This is a genomic window from Streptomyces sp. NBC_00207, from assembly GCF_045160965.1.
In the GTDB taxonomy this organism is placed as follows: domain Bacteria; phylum Actinomycetota; class Actinomycetes; order Streptomycetales; family Streptomycetaceae; genus Streptomyces.
Window position 1 is genome coordinate 5,929,333 of the sequence record NZ_CP130715.1, and the last position, 21,555, is coordinate 5,950,887.

Annotated in this window: 20 protein-coding genes; 7 read left to right on the forward strand and 13 right to left on the reverse strand. The window is 72.0% G+C overall.

The window, feature by feature from the left end; genetic code table 11:
• Positions 1-49 precede the first annotated feature (49 nt).
• The 3 genes from OG472_RS28205 to OG472_RS28215 form a co-directional block, all read right to left on the reverse strand.
• Positions 50-2,422, reverse strand: a complete 2,373-nt coding sequence (locus tag OG472_RS28205) for a SpoIIE family protein phosphatase (RefSeq protein WP_401606906.1) — start codon at positions 2,420-2,422, stop codon at positions 50-52.
• Positions 2,423-2,670: 248 nt separating this feature from the next.
• Positions 2,671-3,390: a DUF402 domain-containing protein gene (locus OG472_RS28210; protein WP_401606903.1), complete on the reverse strand. Its 720-nt coding sequence runs from the start codon at positions 3,388-3,390 to the stop codon at positions 2,671-2,673.
• A gap of 112 nt (positions 3,391-3,502) precedes the next feature.
• Entirely contained in the window at positions 3,503-4,906 is a 1,404-nt protein-coding gene (locus tag OG472_RS28215) for a class II fumarate hydratase (RefSeq protein ID WP_405831809.1), read from the reverse strand.
• Between the two features lie 132 nt (positions 4,907-5,038).
• On the opposite strand from OG472_RS28215, the gene OG472_RS28220 reads away from it, so the two are divergent.
• Complete coding sequence (locus OG472_RS28220) at positions 5,039-6,541, forward strand: ricin-type beta-trefoil lectin domain protein (RefSeq protein WP_401606897.1); 1,503 nt, start codon at positions 5,039-5,041, stop codon at positions 6,539-6,541.
• 71 nt (positions 6,542-6,612) lie between these two features.
• Here OG472_RS28220 and OG472_RS28225 read toward each other — a convergent pair whose 3' ends face one another.
• The 3 genes from OG472_RS28225 to OG472_RS28235 all read right to left on the reverse strand — a co-directional run bounded on the left by OG472_RS28225 (position 6,613) and on the right by OG472_RS28235 (position 9,984).
• Positions 6,613-7,380 carry a glycerophosphodiester phosphodiesterase gene (locus OG472_RS28225; RefSeq protein WP_401606895.1) on the reverse strand — a complete coding sequence of 256 codons (768 nt, stop codon included), beginning with the start codon at positions 7,378-7,380 and terminating at the stop codon, positions 6,613-6,615.
• 198 nt (positions 7,381-7,578) lie between these two features.
• The gene (locus tag OG472_RS28230) at positions 7,579-8,181 is read right to left on the reverse strand and encodes a hypothetical protein (RefSeq protein WP_401606893.1); all 603 of its coding nucleotides are present in this window, start codon (positions 8,179-8,181) and stop codon (positions 7,579-7,581) included.
• Between the two features lie 138 nt (positions 8,182-8,319).
• Positions 8,320-9,984, reverse strand: coding sequence for a fumarate hydratase (locus OG472_RS28235; RefSeq protein WP_401606890.1), 1,665 nt, complete (start codon positions 9,982-9,984; stop codon positions 8,320-8,322).
• A gap of 149 nt (positions 9,985-10,133) precedes the next feature.
• Here OG472_RS28235 and OG472_RS28240 point away from each other — a divergent pair, with 149 nt between their 5' ends.
• A complete protein-coding gene (locus tag OG472_RS28240; RefSeq protein ID WP_401606888.1) occupies positions 10,134-10,802 on the forward strand; it encodes a DUF1707 domain-containing protein in 669 nt (222 codons plus the stop codon).
• A 134-nt stretch (positions 10,803-10,936) separates the two neighbouring features.
• On the forward strand, positions 10,937-11,305 hold the full coding sequence (locus OG472_RS28245; RefSeq protein WP_383576227.1) for a WhiB family transcriptional regulator: 369 nt from the start codon (positions 10,937-10,939) through the stop codon (positions 11,303-11,305).
• A gap of 156 nt (positions 11,306-11,461) precedes the next feature.
• On the opposite strand, the gene glpX is transcribed toward OG472_RS28245, so the two are convergent.
• Positions 11,462-12,493, reverse strand: coding sequence for a class II fructose-bisphosphatase (glpX, locus tag OG472_RS28250; protein WP_030159594.1), 1,032 nt, complete (start codon positions 12,491-12,493; stop codon positions 11,462-11,464).
• Between the two features lie 238 nt (positions 12,494-12,731).
• On the opposite strand from glpX, the gene OG472_RS28255 reads away from it, so the two are divergent.
• Complete coding sequence (locus OG472_RS28255; RefSeq protein WP_401607851.1) at positions 12,732-13,250, forward strand: DUF4245 domain-containing protein; 519 nt, start codon at positions 12,732-12,734, stop codon at positions 13,248-13,250.
• A 163-nt stretch (positions 13,251-13,413) separates the two neighbouring features.
• On the opposite strand, the gene OG472_RS28260 is transcribed toward OG472_RS28255, so the two are convergent.
• The 4 genes from OG472_RS28260 to OG472_RS28275 form a co-directional block, all read right to left on the reverse strand.
• Positions 13,414-14,004, reverse strand: coding sequence for a malonic semialdehyde reductase (locus tag OG472_RS28260; RefSeq protein ID WP_351583971.1), 591 nt, complete (start codon positions 14,002-14,004; stop codon positions 13,414-13,416).
• A gap of 97 nt (positions 14,005-14,101) precedes the next feature.
• Entirely contained in the window at positions 14,102-14,320 is a 219-nt protein-coding gene (locus OG472_RS28265; RefSeq protein WP_319723379.1) for an exodeoxyribonuclease VII small subunit, read from the reverse strand.
• A gap of 89 nt (positions 14,321-14,409) precedes the next feature.
• On the reverse strand, positions 14,410-15,624 hold the full coding sequence (gene xseA / locus OG472_RS28270; RefSeq protein WP_401606884.1) for an exodeoxyribonuclease VII large subunit: 1,215 nt from the start codon (positions 15,622-15,624) through the stop codon (positions 14,410-14,412).
• A gap of 33 nt (positions 15,625-15,657) precedes the next feature.
• A complete protein-coding gene (locus OG472_RS28275) occupies positions 15,658-17,169 on the reverse strand; it encodes an APC family permease (protein WP_405943216.1) in 1,512 nt (503 codons plus the stop codon).
• 86 nt (positions 17,170-17,255) lie between these two features.
• Here OG472_RS28275 and OG472_RS28280 point away from each other — a divergent pair, with 86 nt between their 5' ends.
• A complete protein-coding gene (locus OG472_RS28280) occupies positions 17,256-18,248 on the forward strand; it encodes a 4-hydroxy-3-methylbut-2-enyl diphosphate reductase (protein ID WP_383576235.1) in 993 nt (330 codons plus the stop codon).
• Positions 18,249-18,269: 21 nt separating this feature from the next.
• The gene (gene ppgK, locus OG472_RS28285; protein WP_405942187.1) at positions 18,270-19,055 is read left to right on the forward strand and encodes a polyphosphate--glucose phosphotransferase; all 786 of its coding nucleotides are present in this window, start codon (positions 18,270-18,272) and stop codon (positions 19,053-19,055) included.
• 24 nt (positions 19,056-19,079) lie between these two features.
• Here the strand turns inward: ppgK and OG472_RS28290 are convergent, their stop codons facing one another.
• Positions 19,080-19,478 carry a DUF6542 domain-containing protein gene (locus tag OG472_RS28290; protein WP_405942188.1) on the reverse strand — a complete coding sequence of 133 codons (399 nt, stop codon included), beginning with the start codon at positions 19,476-19,478 and terminating at the stop codon, positions 19,080-19,082.
• 255 nt (positions 19,479-19,733) lie between these two features.
• On the opposite strand from OG472_RS28290, the gene ychF reads away from it, so the two are divergent.
• A complete protein-coding gene (ychF, locus tag OG472_RS28295) occupies positions 19,734-20,822 on the forward strand; it encodes a redox-regulated ATPase YchF (RefSeq protein ID WP_319723389.1) in 1,089 nt (362 codons plus the stop codon).
• A 115-nt stretch (positions 20,823-20,937) separates the two neighbouring features.
• On the opposite strand, the gene OG472_RS28300 is transcribed toward ychF, so the two are convergent.
• A complete protein-coding gene (locus OG472_RS28300; RefSeq protein ID WP_401606878.1) occupies positions 20,938-21,552 on the reverse strand; it encodes an antibiotic biosynthesis monooxygenase in 615 nt (204 codons plus the stop codon).
• Positions 21,553-21,555 lie beyond the last annotated feature (3 nt).

Here is a 21,555-nt window from a genome sequence, read left to right on the forward strand (position 1 = left end):
GGCTCCGGTGCCCGTGGGCCTCAAGCCCACCGCCGCCGCCGCGATCCGGTCAGCGCCGCTCCTGTGCCCCCGGCAACGGGAGCTCGAACCAGACCACTTTTCCGCTGCTGAGACGGGTCGCACCCCAGCGGCGCGCCATCCGGTTGACCAGGAACAGGCCGCGGCCGCCCTCGTCGGTGTCCCGCGCCCGGCGCTGGCGGGGCAGCTGCGGGGAGTCGTCGCCGACCTCGCAGCGCAGTACGTCCGTACGCAGCAGGCGCAGCGTCACGGGCCGCTCGGCGTACCGGACGGCATTGGTGACCACCTCGCTGACCAGCAGCTCCAGCGAGTCGCTCAGCTCCTCCAGGCCCCATCGGGTCAGCGCGCGGCGGGCGAACCGGCGGGCCCGGCCCGGAGCGGTCTCCTCCGGGTCCAGGAACCAGTACGCGACGTCACTGGGCGCGATCCCGTCGAAGCGGGCCGCGAGCAGTGCGATGTCGTCGTCCCGGTCGCCCGGGCCGAGCATGTCCAGCACGTCGTCGCACAGGGCCTCCAGCGGCGGCGGGTGGTCCAGGCCGGTCAGCTGGGCGGTGGTGGCCAGCCGCTCGCGCAGCTGCTCGATGCCGGTCCACACGTCCCGCAGGCGCGACTCCACCAGGCCGTCGGTGTAGAGCAGCAGGGTGGCCCCCGCGGGCGCGTCCAGCTCCACGGCCTCGAAGTCCACGCCGCCGACGCCGATGGGCGCGCCCGGCGGTACGCGGAGCACCTCGGCGCGGCCGCCCAGGTGCAGCAGCACCGGCGGCGGGTGACCGGCGTTGGCGATGGTGATCCGGTGTGCGACCGGATCGTAGACGGCGTACAGGCAGGTGGCCATGCGGTCGGAGCCCAGGCGCTGCGCCTGCTCGTCCAGGTGGTGCAGGACCTCGGCGGGCGGCAGGTCCAGCTGGGCGAGGGTCTGCGCCGTGGTCCGGAGCTGGCCCATGATCGCGGCGGAGGTCATGGAGTGGCCCATGACGTCGCCGACGACGAGCGCGACCCGGCTGCCGGGCAGCGGTATGGCGTCGTACCAGTCGCCGCCGACCCGCGCCGTCTCGGCGGCGGGCAGGTAGCGGGAGGCCAGCCGCACCCCGGTGGGCTGCGGGAGGCTGTCGGGCAGCATCGTGCGCTGCAGCTCGTCGGCGATGTACGCCTCACGGCCGTACAGGACGGCCTTGTCGATGCCCAGCGCGGTGTGGGTGGCCAGCTGGGCGGCGACCAGGAGGTCGTTCTGCTCGAAGGCGGGACGCTCCGGGCTGCGCAGGAACACGGCGGCGCCGATCACCCGACGGCGGCCGCGCAGGGGCGCGAGCACGGCCCGGTTGCCGCGCGGCAGCGGATGGTCCGCGCCGAGCAGCTCGGGCAGCGCCGCCCGGGCGGCGGAGGAGGACCCGAAGACGGGCCGTACGCCGCGCAGCACCTCGGCGAGCGCGCCGCCGGGCCGGATCTCGCACAGCTCGGCCGCCGGCAGGTCACCCTGCGGGCCGACCAGCGGCAGCTGGCTGAAGTCGAGCTCGCCGGTGGCCCCCGCGGCCCCGGCGAGGTCCATCCCCGCGCCGATGGTGCTGCTGATGTCCGTCAGGTCGTCGATCGGCCGGAGCCGGTCGGTGCGCCGGAGCCTTAAAACGACCGGGCCGACGGGCCGCTCGTCGCCGACCGGGAGCGGATCGCGCAGGTAGACGAGGATGGCGTCCGAGAAGGTGGGCACGGTGGCCCGGCACAGGCCGAGCACGATCTCGTCGAGGTCGATGCCGCGGGCGATCCGCCGGGTGGCGGCGCCCACGAAACGCAGCCGGTCCCCTTCGCGGCGTGCGGCGGTCGCCTCTCCGGCGCCTGTGCCCGGTATGCCGCTGCCGCCGCCGTGGCGCTCGCCCCCGGCGCGGTACCCGCTGTTCTGCCCGGCGCTCTCGTCCCCACCGGCCGCGGCGTCGGTCGCCGACGGGTCCTGGTGACGGGCGGCTGCGCCGTCCGCGGTCCGCTGTCCGGCAATGCCGGGGTCGAGGCCGTCACCGCGCGGGCGGGGCGGCTCGGCGGGGTCGCCGTGCCCGGCGGTGGCGCCCGCGGCGTTGCGGGCGGCCGCGCCGTCCCGCAGCCGGACGCCGTCCTGGCCCTGGACCGGGTCCGGGGCGGCCGGGCCGCCGGACTCGCCCGGGGCGGGAGCCTTGCGGCGGGGCCGGGGGAGCCCGGCGGCCCCGCCCGCGCCCGCCGCGGAGCGGGCCGAGCGCGCGTCGGAAGCCGCCGCGGCGGCGCCGCCCGACTCTGCGGCACGGTCGGCGCCGGCGCTCGGCGCATGCGTGCGTACGGCCTCGGCGGCGGCGATGGGCGCCTTGCCGTGGCCGGCCTCGTCCGTACCTCCGCCGGAGGCGACGGGCTGCGGGCCCTCCTGGGAGGTGGGGTACTCCGTCACGCGTGGAATTCCGTCCGTTTGCGCTCGATGTGCGCTGCACTCAACTCGGTCAGTCGCGGTATACCCGCTCAGCGGCCCGGGCACCATCGCCCCGAGGTTCCTCTTTGCCTCTCGCCCCGCGCCGACCTCCCGTCAGGTTCCGCGTGCGGCACGCCACTTGCCGATGCACGACCCGAACGCACCGTCCCGCGCACGCGACCTCGCGGAGCACGATCCTACGTTTGAACCCCGGGGGCGCATCAAGGGTCTCATGAGGTCATATGCGCCGGGGTGTGGTCCCAGTCCTCCGGAAGGGCCGGAATTCTCCAGGCGGGATCCGGCCGCCAGTCCTGCCAGCCGTCGGAGAACGGCGCTCCCCATTCCTTGATCACCTCGACCGCCGTGCGGCCGGCGTGCCTGACCCGCAGCGCCTGCTCCCGGTCCATCAGACCGGACCGCTGCGCCTGCGCGAACTCGTCCTCGTCCAGCCACTTCCAACTGCGGTCCGGGTAGACGGCGATGTCGAGGAAGTGGTCCACGGAATCCACCCCGCCGGCCCACCGCGACCGCGGTTCCTCCAGGTTCACGTACCAGTTCTTGAACCGCCAGCCGTGCCCCCAGAACAGCCACACCGACCAAGGGTCCCCGGGGCGGGCCAGCTTCAGCACCCCGCCGCCGAACCAGCGCGAGCGCACGGTCGTCCGCGGCGCCGTGTAGCGGGTGGCGAGCGGTTCCTCGTGGACGGGGGTGCCGTCGGCCAGGACCGGCTTGACGCACTCGGTCCCCGGGGCCATCCAGACGGCCAGCAGCTCGTCCGTGTCCTGAACCACCGTCACCGGGCGGCAGATGTGCACCGGGCCCTTCAGTCCCGGGGCGTGGTCGCGGTAGCGCCAGAGGATCTGTTCCCCGGGCGCCCAGCGCGTGCCCCGCGCGGGATCCTGCGGCGCTTCCTGCGCCGAACCGCTCCCCGGCTTGAAGGTACCTGTCATGCGCAGATCTTAGGGCTGGGGCCCCCGTCCCCGCTGCGGTGCAGGTCACTGGGGGGTTGGCGGACGGGAATCGACCGGATCCGGCCCCCGTCCGGGGGCCGGGCCCGGCGGGTCACGGGTGCGTCATGCGCAGCACGTCCAGGGCCTCGTCGAGCTGCTCCAGGGTGAGGGCGCCGCGCTCCACGTAGCCGGACTCCAGGACGACCTCCCTGATCGTCTTCCGCTCGGCAAGGGACCTCTTGGCCACCTTGGCGGCCTCCTCGTAGCCGATGTAGCGGTTGAGCGGGGTCACCACGGAGGGCGAGGACTCGGCGTATTCCCTGGCCCGCGCCTCGTTGGCGGTGATCCCGTCGACCGTGCGGTCGGCCAGCAGGCGGCTCGCGCTGCCGAGCAGCCGGATCGATTCGAGGAGGTTCCTGGCCATCACCGGGAGCATCACATTGAGCTCGAAGTTGCCGGCCGCGCCCGCCACCGCGACGGTGGCGTCGTTCCCCATGACCTGTGCGGCGACCATCAGGACGGCTTCCGGGACCACCGGATTGACCTTCCCGGGCATGATCGAGGAGCCGGGCTGGAGATCCGGGAGATTGATTTCGGCCAAACCGGTGCGCGGCCCGGAGGCCATCCAGCGCAGGTCGTTGGAGATCTTGGTGAGCGAGACGGCGACCGTGCGGAGCATCCCGGAGGTCTCCACCAGCGCGTCCCGCGCCCCCTGGGCCTCGAAGTGGTCGCGGGCCTCGGTCAGCGGCAGCCCGGTGGCGGCGGCCACCTCGGCGATCACGGCGGCGGAGAAACCGGGCGGGGTGTTGATGCCGGTGCCCACCGCGGTGCCGCCCAGCGGCAGCTCGGCGAGGCGGGGGAGGGCGGCGCGCAGCCGCTCGACGCCGTAGCGGATCTGGGCCGCGTACCCGCCGAACTCCTGGCCCAGGGTGACCGGGGTGGCGTCCATCAGGTGGGTCCGCCCGGCCTTGACCACCTGCGCGAACCCGGCCGCCTTGCGCTCCAGTGCGGCGGCGAGGTGCTCCAGGGCCGGGATCAGCTCGCCGGTGACGGCGGCGGTGGCGGCGATGTGGATGGACGACGGGAAGACGTCGTTGGAGCTCTGCGAGGCGTTGACGTGGTCGTTGGGGTGCACCTCCCGGCCGAGCCGCTCGGTGGCGAGGGTGGCGATGACCTCGTTGGTGTTCATGTTGGACGAGGTCCCGGAGCCGGTCTGGAAGACGTCCACGGGGAAGTGGTCGTCCCAGCGGCCGTCCGCGACCTCGGCGGCGGCGGACCGGATCGCGTCGGCGACGTCCTGGCCGACGACGCCCAGCCGCGCGTTCACCACGGCGGCCGCGGCCTTGATGCGGGCGAGGGCCTCGATGTGGGCGCGTTCCAACCGCTGGCCGGACACGGGGAAGTTCTCCACCGCGCGCTGGGTCTGGGCGCGCCACTTGGCGTGCAGGGGCACCCGTACGTCGCCCATGGAGTCGTGCTCGATCCGGAACGCTTCGGCCTGCTGATGTTCGGTCATTTTCCTGGCCTCCTCAAAAACTTGAGCAATTGTCTTGTTCGAAGTGTTCCCAACTCACTTACCGGCCAGTAAATACCGTGGGTAACACTGACATCCGGGGAGGCGTTCATGGCACGTGCACGTACGAAACCCATGCTCAGATCTACCTTCGCCGCCGTCGCGGCGATCGCGGCCGCCCTGGGCGGAGTCACCGCCATCACCCCCATGGCCCAGGCGGCGGCCCCCGCAGGGGCCGTCACCCCCCTCTCGCCCGAGCTGGAGGCGATCCGCGCCGCGGAGGCCGTCAAGATCTACGGCGACGCCGCCGTCCGCCCGCTGAACGAGCGCAAGACCGGCCTGATCTCGCTGGGCGACAGCGAGATATCGGGCGAGGGCGTGGGCAACTACGACCCCGCGACCAACACGCCGAACAACCAGTGCCACCGTTCACCCGACTCGGCGATCCACCGCACCGGCATCCCCGCGGACCTGACCTTCAACGTCGCCTGCTCCGGCGGCTACACGGGCAACATCAGGATCGGCGGCAGCAAGCAGTACGCCGACGAGCTGGTGCAGAGCGACAGCCTGGCCGTCAAGGCCCGCAACACGAAGATCAAGATGGTCCTGCTGGTCGCCGGGGCCAACGACGACCTGCAGTTCGGCCCGGTCATGACCGACTGCGTGACCCGCTGGGTGCTCAGCCAGGGCACCTGCGAGCCCAAGTACGGTCCCGGCTGGCAGGGGCGCGTCGACGGGCTGAAGCCCAAGGTCGAGGCCACGGTCGCGGACCTCAAGACGGTCATGCGCGACGCCGGTTACGCCGACTCCGACTACAAGCTGGTCGTGATGGGCTACCCCAGCCCCATCGGACCCGACTTCTACGACAACCCGAACTTCCCCGGCAAGCTGCCCGGCGGATGCGCCGGCTACGACTCCGACGCCACCTGGGGCCGCAACTACGCGGTACCCACCTTCGAGAAGGGCATGCGTGCGGCGGCCCTCGCCTCCGGCGCCACCTACCTGGACAACTCGCGGCTCTTCCACGGGCACGAGGTGTGCATGGAGGACACCTGGGCCCGCGGGCTCTACCTGGACCTCGGGGACCACTTCCCGTGGGACGAGAACACCGCCCGCCAGTCCTTCCACCCCAACTACCGCGGCCACGGCGCCTTCGCGTCCTGTCTGACGCAGCTCTACAACTCGGGCCTGCGCGAGGCCTCCTGCGCCGACCCCGCGAGCACCGGGACGCCCGTCCTGCAGGCCGGGGCCTGGGATGACAAGTTCAGGCCCCTGAAGAACGAGGCGACCGGCAACTGCCTCGACTCCTTCGGCGGCTCCAGCGCCAACGAGACGAAGATCGTGGGCTGGGACTGCCACGGCGGCCGGAACCAGGGCTGGTGGTACGACAGCGTCCGCAGGTCCGTCCACACCGAGCTGACCCAGGACCGCTGCCTCGACGCCCCCGGCGCCAACTACGGCTCCGGCACCGGCCTGATCATCTGGAACTGCCACGGCGGCGCGAACCAGCAGTTCGTCCGCGACGGCGCCACCCTCCGCCCCGCCGCCGCCCCGGGCATGTGCCTGACGGTGGCCGCCGCCCACGAGCCGCTGCGCCTGCAGACCTGCAACGGGTCCGCCAACCAGCGCTTCGTGTAACCCCGCCCCGATCCGCCCGTACGACCCCCCACGCCCGGCCGGCGCACCCCGGCCGGGTGTTCCCATGCCGGTCACAAGGAGCGCAGGTACTCCCGTACCTCGCGGGGCCTGTTGGTGATCAGGGTGTCCACGCCGAGCCGCAGGCACAGCTCCACGTCCTCCGGCTCGTCCACGGTCCACACCCGTACGGACAGCCCCTTGGCCTTCAGCCGGGCCACCAGCCCCGGATCCTTGCGCAGCAGGTCGATGCCCGGCCCGGCGTGCCCCGCGAAGGGCGGCCGGACCGGCCGCAGCCGCCGCTCGATCAGGTAGACGGAGGGCAGGCCCGGCGCGAGCCGGTTCAGCCTCGTCAAGGCGTTGCGGGAGAAGCTCATCACCTCGACCAGGCCGGCCGAGCCGTCGGCCAGCCCGTGCTCCTTCAGGACCCGTACGAGCTCGGCCTCCAGACGGCCGCCGGTGCGGGTGGGGTGCTTCGTCTCGACGGCCAGCCCGACGGGCCGGTCGGCGGCCAGCGCCTCCTTGAGCAGGTCCTCGAAGAGCAGCACCTGCGCCCCGCGGTGCTCCTCGCCCTTCCAGCCGCCGAAGTCGAGCGCGCACAGCTCCTCGTAGGTCATCCCGGAGACCGCTCCGCGCCCGTCCGAGGTCCGCTCCACCCGCCGGTCGTGCACGCAGACCAGCTTCCGGTCGGCGGTGAGCCGCACATCGCATTCGAGCGCGTCGGCCCCGTCGGCGATGGCCTGCCGGTAGGCGGCGAGGGTGTGCTCGGGGTGCTTGTGGGAGGCCCCGCGATGGGCGATGACGCGCACGTCGCGGGCGGTGAGGGGCTGCATCTGCGTCATGCCCCAGACGTTATCCGCAGGTGCGGGACGCCCCGGTACCGCATCCTGCCCGGATGGCCGAACAGCAGATGTACGTGACCCTTCACTGCGAGCCGTGCGAGGAGTGCGTCCAGGAGGACCGGCGGTCATCCGGGACGGCGAGCGGGGTACCGGGCCACCCCCGTTGAGGCCCGGTACCTGTCCGGTCCGACGCCGTGACTACGGCTTCGGCTGCGGGGCCAGGGGCGCCGGGGTGACCTTGTAGCCGCCCTTGGTGACCTCCGTGAAGGGGGCCGGGGCCATGCAGGTGCCCACCGTTGCCTGCGCCACCGTGCCGTCCGGCTTCGCGTCGACGTTGGCGACGGCCCAGGAGAAGCCGACGCGGTCCGGCTCGCCGCGCTGGCCGTCCTGGACGCTGATGCCGATCCGCTGGCCCTCCCAGCCGACGTTCGAGGTCTTGACCACGGCGGTCAGGGTGGCGGTCCTGCCGCCCGTGACCAGGCAGTCCACCTCCGCCTCGGCGGTGCCGGTGAAGCCGGTCTCCGTGAAGTAGTGGGAGATCGTCACCCGGCCCCGCGCATCCGTCGGCAGACCCTTCTCCAGGCCCGGCACCGGATACGGCCTGGTCCACGGGGCAGACTCGGCGTCGACCGTGAAGCGGATGTCGTCCTTGGGGGAGTAGGGGAAGTAGATCGTGGCGCCCCCGTGCACCGAGGCGGTCTTCGGCGCGACCGGTGCCGCCGGGGCGGGGCTCGCGAGGGCCAGGGCCGCGAGCAGGGCGGCGGTTCCGGCGAAGGCGAGGGCGCGCGTGCGGGTCTGCATGGTGAACTCCCTTTTCGGGTGGTCCGTTTGGGTACGGGAACAGCCTCGCCGGGAGCCCGCCGGCCTGCCATCTGCCGATGGGCGGATATGCCTGAGGGCCTCTCCCCCGAACGGGGGAGAGGCCCTCGGGCGGTCGTGCTACAGGCCCGGGCCGCGGACCGGGATGTGGGTGAACGTCGGCTCCGGGGCCGGGTTCTGGAAGAAGTCGTTGCCCTTGTCGTCGACGACGATGAAGGCCGGGAAGTCCTCGACCTCGATCTTCCAGACCGCCTCCATGCCGAGCTCCTCGTACTCCAGGACCTCGACCTTCTTGATGCAGTCCTGCGCCAGGCGCGCCGCCGGGCCGCCGATGGAGCCCAGGTAGAAGCCGCCGTGCGTGCCGCACGCGTCCGTCACCTGCTGGGAGCGGTTGCCCTTGGCCAGCATGACCTTGGAGCCGCCCGCAGCCTGGAACTGCTCGACGTAGGAGTCCATGCGGCCGGCCGTGGTCGGGCCGAAGGAGCCCGAGGCGTAGCCCTCGGGGGTCTTCGCGGGGCCGGCGTAGTAGACCGGGTGGTCCTTGAGGTACTGCGGCATCTCCGCGCCCGAGTCCAGCAGCTCCTTGATCTTGGCGTGCGCGATGTCGCGCGCCACGACCAGCGGGCCGGTCAGCGAGAGGCGGGTCTTGACCGGGTGCTTGGTCAGGGTCGCCAGGATCTCGTCCATCGGCTGGTTGAGGTCGATGGAGACCACGTCCGCGGACTCGTCGAGGTGCGAGTCCGTGGTGTCCGGCAGGAAGCGCGCCGGGTCCGTCTCCAGCTGCTCCAGGAAGACGCCCTCGGCGGTGATCTTCGCGGTGGCCTGGCGGTCGGCCGAGCAGGACACGGCGATGGCGACGGGCAGCGAGGCGCCGTGGCGCGGCAGGCGGACCACGCGGACGTCGTGGCAGAAGTACTTGCCGCCGAACTGCGCGCCGATGCCGATCTTCTGGGTCAGCTCGAAGACCTGCTGCTCCAGGGCCTCGTCGCGGAAGCCGTGGCCCAGCGGGGAGCCCTCGCGGGGCAGCTCGTCCAGGTAGTGCGCGGAGGCGTACTTCGCGGTCTTCAGCGCGTGCTCGGCGGAGGTGCCGCCGACGACGATCGCCAGGTGGTAGGGCGGGCAGGCCGCCGTGCCGAGCGAGCGGATCTTCTCCTCCAGGAACTTCATCATGGAGGCCTCGTTGAGGACCGCCTTGGTCTCCTGGTAGAGGAAGGACTTGTTGGCCGAGCCGCCACCCTTGGCCATGAAGAGGAACTTGTACGCGCCGCCGTCGGTCGCGTACAGCTCGATCTGCGCGGGCAGGTTCGAGCCGGTGTTCTTCTCCTCCCACATGGTGAGCGGGGCCATCTGCGAGTAGCGCAGGTTCAGGCGGGTGTACGCGTCGTAGATGCCGCGCGACAGCGCCGCCTCGTCGCCGCCCTCGGTGAGGACGTTCTGGCCGCGCTTGCCCATCACGATCGCCGTGCCCGTGTCCTGGCACATCGGCAGGACGCCGGCCGCCGCGATGTTCGCGTTCTTGAGGAGGTCGAGCGCGACGAACTTGTCGTTCGAGGAGGCCTCGGGGTCGTCGATGATGCGGCGCAGCTGCGCGAGGTGCGCGGGGCGCAGGAAGTGCTGGATGTCGTGGATGGCCTCTTCGGCGAGCTTGCGCAGCGCCTCGGGCTCGACCTTGAGGAACGTACGGCCGTCCGCCTCGAAGGTGGACACGCCCTCGGCGGTCACCAGCCGGTAGGGGGTGGTGTCCTCGCCCAGGGGCAGCAGGTCGGTGTACGCGAACTCCGGCATCGTGTGGCCAATCCTCACTCGGCAGACAGCGCTGGCGACCAATTGGCAGCGCAGTCCACCAGCGTAGAACCTCTCGCCCGGGACGTGTCTGTGAGGTAAGGCTCACTCGGTAGTATCGCGATCTATCGTGTCTCGCTATGCTGGGTGCCGTGGACCTGGAAAAGCAACCCGCCGCCCCCGCAGCCGCAGCCCCTCCCGCCGGGCTGCGCGCCTCCGACGCCGACCGGGACCGGATCGCGCAGATCCTCGGCGACGCCCTCGCCGAAGGCCGGCTGACCTCAGACGAGCACTCCGAGCGCCTGGACTCGCTGTACGCCTTCAAGACGGTAGGCGAGCTGGAAGGCCTCGTACGGGATCTGCCCGCACCCGGCGGCGCCCATGCCCCGTTCGCGCCGGCCCGTCCCGCGGCGCCGGCCGGCGCGGGGCCCGCCGAGACGATCGTCGCCGTGTGCAGCAGCTCCGCCCGCAAGGGCCGCTGGCGGCCGGGCGCACACACCCGCGCGGTCTCCGTGATGGGCGACATCACCATCGACCTCACCGAGGCCGTCTTCGAGCAGCAGGTCACCGAGATCAACGTGACCTGCGTCCTCGGCAACGTCGAGGTCCTGGTCCCGGAGAACGTCACCCTGCGCGGCTACGGCAGCGGGGTCCTCGGCAACTTCGAGGTGCGCGGCGAGGGCCGCGGGGAGAGCGACCCGCAGGCGCCGGTGGTGATCGTCCGGGGCTTCGCCCTGCTCGGCAACATCGAGGCACGCCCCAAAATGGGCGCCCGCCTGGTCGATCTGGCCCGCAAACTGCGCGAGCGCCTGGACGGCTGAAAGCCGCTCACGGCTAGGGTCGCGTTTCGGACGAACCCCCGCGGCCCGGCGGCACCCGGTGCATAGGGGCGCGTGCAGCGGGTAGGGACAGGTGCATCGTCTCTCGCTCGCGTACCCGTCGTCAGGAGTAGACCGTGCCGCATCCGCCGCATCAGTCCCTGAAGGTTGCCGCCGTGCCGAACCCGCGGGTGCCGGCGAGGGCTGAGGACGGCCCATGGCATGCGGAGGCGGTGTGCCGCCGGGACGAGGCGGGGCTGTTCTTCGCCCCCTCCAAGGAGCCCACGGCGGCCCGGCTCTCCCGCGAGGAGGCCGCCAAGCGCGTCTGTGCCCGCTGCCCGGTCATGGTCGCCTGCCGGCAGCACGCACTCCTGCAGCCCGAGCCGTACGGGGTCTGGGGCGGCCTCACCGCCGCCGAGCGCCGGGTGGTCCTGGCGCGCATGCGCCGCAGGTCGGCCGAGCTGCGCCAGGCCCCGGCGGCCGGACCCGTCGCAGCCGCCGGCTAGCCGGCTGCCGCCGGCGGCCGCGGTCCGGGCCCGCACCGCGGCGCAGCCCCGTGCGAGCCGCGCAGCCCCCGTACGAACCCGCGTGGACACAGCGAGAGGGGCGGTCACCGCCGCACACGGTGACCGCCCCTCTCGCTGTGGACGCGCGCTGTCTGCCTACTGCGCGCGGTCGAAGTCGATCGCGCTGTACGCGCGCAGCTTCGACAGGCGGTGCGTGGAGTCGATCTGCCGGATCGTGCCCGACTTCGAGCGCATGACCAGCGAGGACGTCGTCGCGGTCTCCGAGCGGTAGTGGACGCCGCGCAGCAGCTCGCCGTCCGTGATGCCGGTGGCGACGAAGAAGACGTTGTCGCCGGACACCAGGTCGTTCGTGTGCAGGACGCGGTCCAGGTCGTGGCCCGCGTCGATGGCCTTCTGACGCTCGGCCTCGTCCTTCGGCCACAGCTTGCCCTGGATCGTGCCGCCGAGGCACTTGATGGCGCAGGCCGAGATGATGCCCTCGGGGGTGCCGCCGATGCCCAGGAGCAGGTCCACGCCGGTGCCCTCGCGCACCGCCATGACCGAGCCCGCGACGTCGCCGTCCGAGATGAACTTGATCCGGGCGCCGGTCTCGCGGATCTCCTTGACGATGCCCTCGTGGCGGGGGCGGTCCAGGATGATGACGGTGACGTCCTCGACGGCCATGTTCTTGGCCTTCGCGACGCGCCGGATGTTGACCGAGACGGGTGCGTTGATGTCGACGAAGTCGGCGGCCTCGGGACCGGTGACGAGCTTCTCCATGTAGAAGACCGCGGACGGGTCGAACATGGTGCCGCGGTCGGCGGCGGCGAGCACGGCGATGGCGTTGGGCATGCCCTTGGCGTTCAGGGTGGTGCCGTCGATCGGGTCCACGGCGATGTCGACCTCGGCACCGGTGCCGTCACCGACCCGCTCGCCGTTGAAGAGCATCGGGGCTTCGTCCTTCTCGCCCTCGCCGATGACGACGACGCCGTTCATCGAGACGGTGGAGATCAGGGTCCGCATCGCGTTGACCGCGGCGCCGTCGGCGCCGAGCTTGTCGCCGCGCCCGACCCACCGGCCCGCGGCCATGGCGGCGGCCTCGGTGACCCGGACGAGTTCCAGGGCGAGGTTGCGGTCGGGGGCCTCCGGAGAGACTTCGAGCTGGGGCGGCAGGTTGTGCTCGGTCATCGGAGCGCACCTTTCTGTACGGCGACGGCCGGGAAGTGAGGGTGCTGGAACTCTATCGGTACGTCGACATATTGAGCAGAGCGGGTCACGTATGAGCGGAATATCGGTCAGGCGTTTGGCCTGAGCGGACATCTTGCGGGCCCCTGCGGGAATCTCAAGCGTCCGCCGTGCGGCCCGCCGGCGCGACCCCGGCGGTGATCGCCCCCCTGTGATGCGGGACGATGGTGCCGTGGCAGGTATGAAAGGCAAGCAGACGGTCTGGGACATGGTCCGGTCGCTGGGGGTGATCGGCATCGTCGTCGCCGGGATCTACCTCTTCGTCCCCCATGACGAGGAGGCCGACCCGACGCACGCGGTCGACTACCGGGTGGAGACGATCACGGCCCGGCGCGCCGCCCCGTACCCGGTGGCGGCCCCCGTGGGGCTCCCGGAGCAGTGGCGGGCGACCTCGGTGACGTACGAGCGCAAGAACGCCAACGCCTGGCACCTGGGCTTCCTCGACCCGGAGAAGCAGTACGTGGCGGTGGAGCAGTCCTCGGACACTTCGCCCAAGTACCTCGACCGGGTCACCCAGAAGGCGACGGCCACCGGACAGACCCAGCAGGTCGGCGACACGGCGTGGGAGCGCTGGGACGGCGAGAAGTACGACGCCCTCGTCCGCCGGGAGCAGGGCCACGTCACGGTGGTGACGGGGACGGCCTCGTTCGAGCAGCTCGGTGCGATGGCGGCGACGCTGGAGTTCAAGCGGGGCAGCTAGGCCCTGACCCGTCCGGTACGGGCCGGGCGTCCCGCTGCGGGCGGCCGGTCCCCTGCGGGACCGGACCGGCCGGCCGGCGCAGATGTGCGAGAAGGGCCGTGCGCCCCGGGATCCCGGGGCGCACGGCCCTTCTCGCGTACTGCGGCTACGGCCGCGGCCGGGCTCAGACGGTGGTGACGACCTCGTCGAACGCCAGGCGCGGGGAGCGCGGGAAGGCGGCGTCCTCGCCCGGCTTGCCGATGTTGACGACCATCAGCGGGGTGTGGTCGGCGTCCAGGAACTCCTTCTGGATGCCGCCGAAGTCGGCGCCGGTCATCGGGCCCGCGGCCAGACCGGCGGCGCGGACGCCGACGATGAAGTACGCGGCCTGCAGGGCGGCGTTCAGCAGCGCGGACTGCTCGCGGACCGGACGCTCGGCGAAGAACAGGTCCTTGGCCTGCGGGAAGTGCGGCAGCAGCTGCGGGAGCTCCTCGTGGAACTCGTTGTCCGCGGAGAGGATCGCGACCAGCGGCGCGGTGGCGGTCTTCGCCGCGTTGCCCTCGGCCATGTGCTTCACGAGGCGCTCGCGGGCCTCGGGGGAGCGGACCAGGGTGATGCGCAGCGGCGTCTGGTTGAACGCGGTGGGGCCGAACTTCACCAGGTCGTAGATCGCCTGGACCTGCTCCTCGGTGACCGGCTCGTCCGAGAACGAGTTGGCCGTGCGGGCCTCGCGGAACAGCAGGTCCTGCGCGGCGGAGTCAAGAACGAGAGACATCGGAAAGCCTTCTTCCATACGGAGGTGAAGCGATGTCCCAGACTCTACGGCCGAAGTAGATGAACTTTCAACTAAATCCCCCTGATGGTGACCGGGATCACTCCTCCTCGGCCGGCTCGCGCGCGGCCAGCGCCGAGTCCAGCCGGGCCCTGGCCCCCTCGAGCCAGTGCCGGCAGACCTTCGCCAGCTCCTCGCCGCGCTCCCAGAGCGCCAGCGAGTCCTCCAGCGAGGTCCCGCCCGCCTCCAGCTTGCGGACGACCTCGATGAGCTCGTCGCGGGCCTGCTCGTATCCCAGCGCGGTCTCGGCTTCTGCCATTCCCTTTTCCACCCTATGTGTGTAGTGCAACCAGTTGGTTGCGGCCGTGTGTCGTGTTCCCGGGGCGGCTGCCGACTGCCCGCTGTCCGCTACTCGGGCGGGGCGACCCGTACCGAGAAGGTGCCCTCCGCCACCCGTGCGCGCAGCACCTCGTCCGTCGCGAGCCCCTCCGGCGAACGCACCACATGGCCGTCGGCCCGCTGCAGTACGGCGTACCCGCGCTCCAGGGTCGCGGCCGGGGACAGCGCCACCACCCGGGCGAGCGTGTGGGCGAGCTCCGAGTCGGCCCGGTCCAGCAGGTGCCCCAGCGTGCGCCGGCCGCGCGCCAGCAGCGCGTCCAGCTCGTCCTCCCGGATCTCCACCATCCGCTGCGGGTGGACGAAGACCGGCCGGGCGAGGGCGTGCGCGAGCCCCCGCTCCTCCCGGTCGAGCAGACCGGTCACCGCGCGCAGCCCCCGGCCCTGCAGCTGGCGTACGCGCTCCAGCTCCTCGCCCACGTCCGGGACCACCTTCTTCGCCGCGTCCGTGGGCGTGGAGGCCCGCACGTCCGCGACCAGGTCCAGCAGCGGGGAGTCGGGCTCGTGGCCGATCGCCGAGACCACGGGGGTGCGGGCCGCCGCGACCGTGCGGACGACCTCCTCGTCGGAGAAGGGCAGCAGGTCCTCCACGCTGCCGCCGCCGCGCGCCACGATGATCACGTCGACCTCGTCCAGGGCGTCGAGCTCCTTGACCGCCTGGACCACCTGGGGCACCGCGTGCACGCCCTGGACGGCGACGTTGCGCACCTCGAAGCGGACGGCCGGCCAGCGGCGCCGGGCGTTCTCCAGTACGTCGCGCTCGGCCGCCGAGGCCCGCCCGACCACCAGCCCGATCAGCTGCGGCAGGAAGGGCAGCGGCTTCTTGCGCTCCAGCGCGAAGAGCCCCTCGGAGGCCAGCGACCGCTTGAGCCGCTCCAGCCGGGCGAGGAGCTCGCCGATGCCGACGGGCCGTATCTCCGTGGCCCGCAGGGACAGCTGCCCGCGCGGGGCGTACCACTCCGGCTTGGCCAGCAGGACGACCCGCGCGCCCTCCGAGACCACGTCCGCGACCTCGTCGAAGACCTGGCGGAAGCAGGTCACGCTGACCGAGATGTCGTGCGAGGGGTCGCGCAGCGTCAGGAAGACCACCCCCGCCCCCGGCCGCCGCGAGAGCTGCGTGATCTGCCCTTCCACCCACACCTGACCGAGCCGCTCGATCCAGCCCCCGATGAGCCGGGACACCTGGCCTACCGGCAGCGGCGCCTCGGCCGACGTATTCAGACCCATGCACGCAGGCTAACGGGCGTCGCTGACAGCGTCTCAGGCTCCGGGGCGGGTGTCGGGTCCCGGGGCCGCGGAATCCACGGGTCCGCCAGGTGCGCGCGAGGTGCCCGGTGTGCGCGAGGCGCCGGGTGCGCCGGGTGGACCCGGTCCGTCCGGTGTGCCCGGTCCGGCCGGTCCGGCGCGCCGGCCGCGCTGGGCGAGGAGCACGCCCAGGCCCACCGCCAGCCACACCGCCCCCACCACCTGCGCCGTCCAGGAGGCCTCCACGATCACCGCGACGGTCACCGCGGCGCCGAGCACCGGCATCACCAGGTGCTTCCACCAGACCGGCGGGCCCTCCCGCCGCTTCACCACGAACCACCCCACCACCGAGGCGTGCAGCAGGGTGAAGGCCACCAGCGCCCCGACGTCCACGACGGACACCAGGTGGTCCAGCCCGTCGTCGCGCCGGGCCGCCCACACGGCCGCGACCAGCGTGATGGCGGCCGCCACCAGCAGGGCGAGCCGCGGGGTGCCGTCCGAGGTCCGGGCGAGCGCCCGGGGCAGCCGGCCCTCCCGGGCCATCGCGAACACCAGCCGCCCGGCCGCCGCCTGCCCCGCCAGCGCCGCGAAGGCCGCTCCGATCGCCTTGCTGACCGCCACCAGGTCGTGCAGCCAGGTGCCGACCGAGGACTCCACCGCGTTGTAGAAGGCCGGTCCCTGCAGCCCCGGATCGGCCGCCAGCTCCGCCGCGGAGAGGGGCGTGAGCAGCGCCGCCAGATAGCTCTGCGCGAGGAACAGCAGCCCGGCCAGCGCCAGGCAGAACAGCACCGCCCGCGCCACCCGCTCCGAGCCCCCCGTCACCTCCTCGGCGAAGGAGGCGATGGCGTCGAAGCCGAGGTACGACAGCACCGCCACCGACACCGCGCCCAGCACGGCGGCGGTGCTGAAGCCGAGCGAGCCGTCGCCGGTCAGCGGCGAGAGCCAGCCGCGCTGCGCCCCGCCCCGGACCAGCACGGTCACCGCGGCGACCAGGAAGACGAGCAGGACGAGGATCTCCAGGGCCAGCACGGCGAAGCCCACGCGCGCGGCCGCCCGCACGCCCCACAGGTTCAGCAGGGTGGTGATCACGACGGCCAGGGCCGTCCACACCCACCGGGAGACCTCCGGCACCAGCGCGTTCATCGCGATCCCCGAGAAGAGGTACGCGACCGCCGGGATCAGCAGGTAGTCGAGCATCGCCATCCACCCGGCGATCAGCCCGGGCCCCTCGCCCAGGCCCTTGCGGGCGTAGGTGAAGACCGAGCCGGCCTGCGGGGCGACCCGCACCATCTGGGCGTAGGAGAAGGCCGTGAAGGCCATGGCGACGGTCGCGGCGAGGTAGACGAGGGCGACCGCGCCGTGCGACTTGGCGTCCAGGGTGCCGAAGACCCCGACCGGGGCCATGGGGGCGATGAAGAGCAGCCCGTAGACGACCAGGTCCCGGAAGCCGAGGCTCCGCCGCAGCGGGCCGGCCGGGGCCCGCTCCGGTACCGGCGGCGCCGTACCGGGATCCGCACCCGACACCATCGGCCCTCCGAGGGATGCTGTGAACACGCTTGCGATCAAGTGTGGGACGGACGGGGGACGAACGGCCTGCTGGGGACCCCCGTACGATGGAGGGCATGACTGCTGCCGCTTCCCGCCGTGTCCTGCTCGCCGCCCCTCGCGGCTACTGCGCGGGCGTCGACCGAGCCGTGATCGCTGTCGAGAAGGCTCTCGAGCAGTACGGCGCGCCGGTCTACGTCCGCCACGAGATCGTGCACAACAAGTACGTCGTCCAGACCCTGGAGAAGAAGGGCGCCATCTTCGTCGAGCGGACGGAGGAGGTGCCCGAGGGCTCCATCGTGATGTTCTCCGCGCACGGCGTGGCGCCGGTGGTGCACGAGGAGGCGGCGCGCGGCAAGCTGGCGACGATCGACGCGACCTGCCCGCTGGTCACCAAGGTGCACAAGGAAGCCATCCGGTACGCGAACGAGGACTTCGACATCCTCCTCATCGGCCACGAGGGCCACGAGGAGGTCATCGGCACCTCCGGCGAGGCCCCGGACCACATCACGATCGTCGACGGCCCGGACGACGTCGCCAAGGTCGAGGTGCGGGACGAGTCGAAGGTCGTCTGGCTGTCGCAGACCACCCTCTCGGTCGACGAGACGATGGAGACGGTCGACGCGCTGAAGACCAAGTTCCCGCTGCTGGTCTCGCCGCCGAGCGACGACATCTGCTACGCCACCTCGAACCGGCAGGCCGCCGTCAAGGTGATGGGCGCCGACTCCGACCTGGTCATCGTGGTCGGCTCGAAGAACTCCTCGAACTCCATCCGGCTGGTCGAGGTCGCGCTCGACGCGGGCGCGGGCGCCGCGTACCTCGTCGACTTCGCGAGCGAGATCGACGAGGCCTGGCTGGAGGGCGTCACCACCGTCGGCCTCACCTCGGGCGCCTCGGTGCCGGAGGTCCTGGTCGAGGAGGTCCTGGAGTGGCTCGCGGCGCGTGGTTACGCGGACGTGGAGATCGTCAAGACCGCCGAGGAGTCGATCGTCTTCTCGCTGCCCAAGGAACTCCGCCGCGACCTGCGGGCCGAGGCTGCCGAACTGGTCGCCGACAAGTAACTCCTTTCGTACGGTATGTCCATGCAGATCTTCGGCGTGGACATCGGCGGATCCGGGATCAAGGGCGCTCCCGTGGACCTGGACCGTGGCGACCTGGCGCAAGAGCGCCACAAAGTACTGACACCGCAGCCGGCCACCCCCGACGGGGTGGCCGGCTGCGTCGTCGAGGTGGTGCGCCACTTCGACTGGGACGGCCCGGTGGGCGTCACCTTCCCCGGGGTGGTCACGGGCGGCGTGACCCGTACGGCGGCCAACATGGACAAGGCGTGGATCGGCGTCGACACGGCGGACCTGCTCTCCGGGCGCCTGGACGGCAGGCAGGTCACGGTCCTCAACGACGCGGACGCGGCGGGGATCGCGGAGATGACGTACGGGGCCGGGAAGGGGCGGGACGGCACGGTCATCCTGCTCACCCTGGGGACCGGCATCGGGAGTGCCCTGTTCCGGGACGGGCTGCTGGTCCCGAACACGGAGCTAGGACACCTGGAGCTGAAGGGCCACGACGCGGAGACGCGGGCGTCGGTGAAGGCCAAGGAGGACCACGGCCTCACCTGGGAGCGATGGGCCCACCGGGTGCAGAGGTACCTGGAGTACGTGGAGATGCTCTTCTCCCCCGACCTCTTCATCATCGGCGGCGGCGTCAGCCGCAAGCCGGAGAAGTTCCTTCCGCTGATCGAGAACGTCCGGGCCGAGATCGTGCCGGCGAAGCTGCAGAACAACGCGGGGATCGTGGGCGCGGCGATGGCGGCGAAGGGGTCCGCCCGGGGCCGGGTCCAGGAGGGGCCGGGAGGGGCCGGGAGGGGCTAGGGAGGTCGAGGCGGTCCGGCGGGGCTAGGAGGTCGGGGCGGTCCGGCGGGGGAGCCGCCTCTTCCCGATCAGCACCGCCTTGCGCACGACGGCGATCAGCGCGGCGACCAGCGTGCCCGCGTACAGCCAGCCTGCGTGCAGGGACAGCGCGGACACCAGCCCCATCAGCTGCCCGCCGAAGCCGCCGGAGCCGCCCGAGATGGGCCACACCCCGGCGGCGAAGGCGATGGGGGCGCTGATCGGCGCGGTGATCAGGTCGGCGGGCCGCACCCAGAGCGCGGCGGCGGCCGCGACGGGCACGAAGAGCAGCCCGTAGACGAAGAGCGAGGAGCTGAAGAGCAGCCAGCAGATCCCTGCGACGAGCACCATGCCGGCGCATGCGAACAGCCCGCCGCCGAGCCCGGTCAGCCGGGGCCGGGGCATCCGCCGCGCCGGCGCGGGCCGCGGGGCGCCGCCCTGGGCGGGCACGCCCGCCGGCGGCCGCCGACGCTGGGCCGGAGGTCGCTGCGGGTGAGGGGCCGATCGCGTGCTGTATTGCTCCACTCCACCAAACTAGGCGGGGAGACGGCCGGATCGGGCCCCGGACACGCGTACATCGACCGCCACTCATCGGAAAGTAAACTGTCCGGTGGCCCACCTCCGGGCCGCCGCCCCCTCCAGCTACGGGAAGTCGCCAACGTGTCGCTCACGATCGGAATCGTCGGCCTGCCGAATGTCGGCAAGTCGACCCTGTTCAACGCCCTGACCAAGAACGACGTGCTGGCGGCCAACTACCCGTTCGCCACGATCGAGCCGAACGTCGGCGTCGTCGGCGTCCCGGACCAGCGCCTCGCCGTGCTGGCCGGCATCTTCGGCTCGCAGCGCGTCCTCCCGGCGACGGTCGACTTCGTCGACATCGCGGGCATCGTCCGCGGCGCCTCGGAGGGCGAGGGCCTGGGCAACAAGTTCCTCGCGAACATCCGCGAGTCGGACGCCATCTGCCAGGTCATCCGCGCCTTCAAGGACGAGAACGTCGTCCACGTCGACGGCAAGGTCTCGCCGAAGGACGACATCGAGACGATCAACACCGAGCTGATCCTCGCCGACCTCCAGTCCATCGAGAAGGCGGTGCCGCGCCTGACGAAGGAGTCCCGCCTCCAGAAGGAGAAGGTCGCGGTCCTGGCCGCCGTCGAGAAGGCCCAGAAGATCCTGGAGGAGGGGCACACCCTCTTCTCCCGCGGCATCACCAAGGGCACGGAGCAGGGCGACCTCCTCCACGAGCTCCACCTCCTCACCACCAAGCCCTTCCTCTACGTCTTCAACGTGGACGAGGACGAGCTGACGGACGACGCGTTCAAGGCGGAGCAGTCCGCGCTGGTCGCCCCGGCGGAGGCGATCTTCCTGAACGCCAAGCTGGAGGCGGACCTGGTCGAGCTGGACGACGAGGAAGCCCTCGAACTCCTCCAGTCGGTCGGCCAGGACGAGCCGGGCATGGCCACCCTGGGCCGCGTCGGCTTCGCCACCCTGGGCCTGCAGACCTACCTGACGGCCGGCCCGAAGGAAACCCGCGCCTGGACGATCAAGCAGGGCGCCACCGCCCCCGAGGCCGCCGGCGTGATCCACACCGACTTCCAGCGCGGCTTCATCAAGGCCGAGGTCATCTCCTTCGCGGACCTGGTCGACTGCGGCTCGGTCGCCGAAGCCCGTGCCAAGGGCAAGGCCCGCATGGAGGGCAAGGACTACGTCATGCAGGACGGCGACGTGGTCGAGTTCCGCTTCAACGTCTGAGCGGATGAAGTGACGCCACGTCGCTGACGTGGCAAACACGCAGGTCAGAAGGGGTCGGACTCGGTTGAGTCCGGCCCCTTCCGCCTTGGCTCGGCGCGCGAGGGGGGGCGCAGGGTCAGGCGTGGGGGACCGCCGTGGCGAGGACCACCTCGAATTCCTCCAGGCTGAGGGCGCTCACGCGGGCCTTCGCCGCGGCCTCTCCGCGGACCGCCGCGACGGCGCCACGGGATGCCACCAGTGCGTCGCGGTCGGTGTAGAGCGAGCCGACAGCGGCTCTGCCTCGATCGCGGTCGATGAGCAGGGAGATGCCGGCCAGTCCGGGGATCTTCTGGACCTTGGGCAGTGAGGTGTCGCGGAACGTGTCCACCAGCAGGTCGATGTCGGACGGCTGGACGTCCATGCGGACCAGCCGGAACCTGGCGCCCGGCCCGAGTTCCTCTGCGCGGCGGGCGACCGCCGCTTCCCAGTTGTCGACCGCCATGGTCTGCGCGAAGGGTGCCATCATCTCGGCCCGCCGCTTGCTCAGGTTCTCGTAGCTGGCCTGCCGGGAGGCCTCGTCCTCCCACCACGATCCCACCAGGAGCTTGCCGAGCTCGCGGTCGGCGAACAGACCCATCCCGCGAAAGCCCGGCTGCGTCGACAGCAGCGCCCGCCCGTCGGTCCGTAGAGCCTCGGCGACCCCGTCGAGCTCGGCCGGATCACCCGTTGCATAGATGCTGCGAACGTACATGGC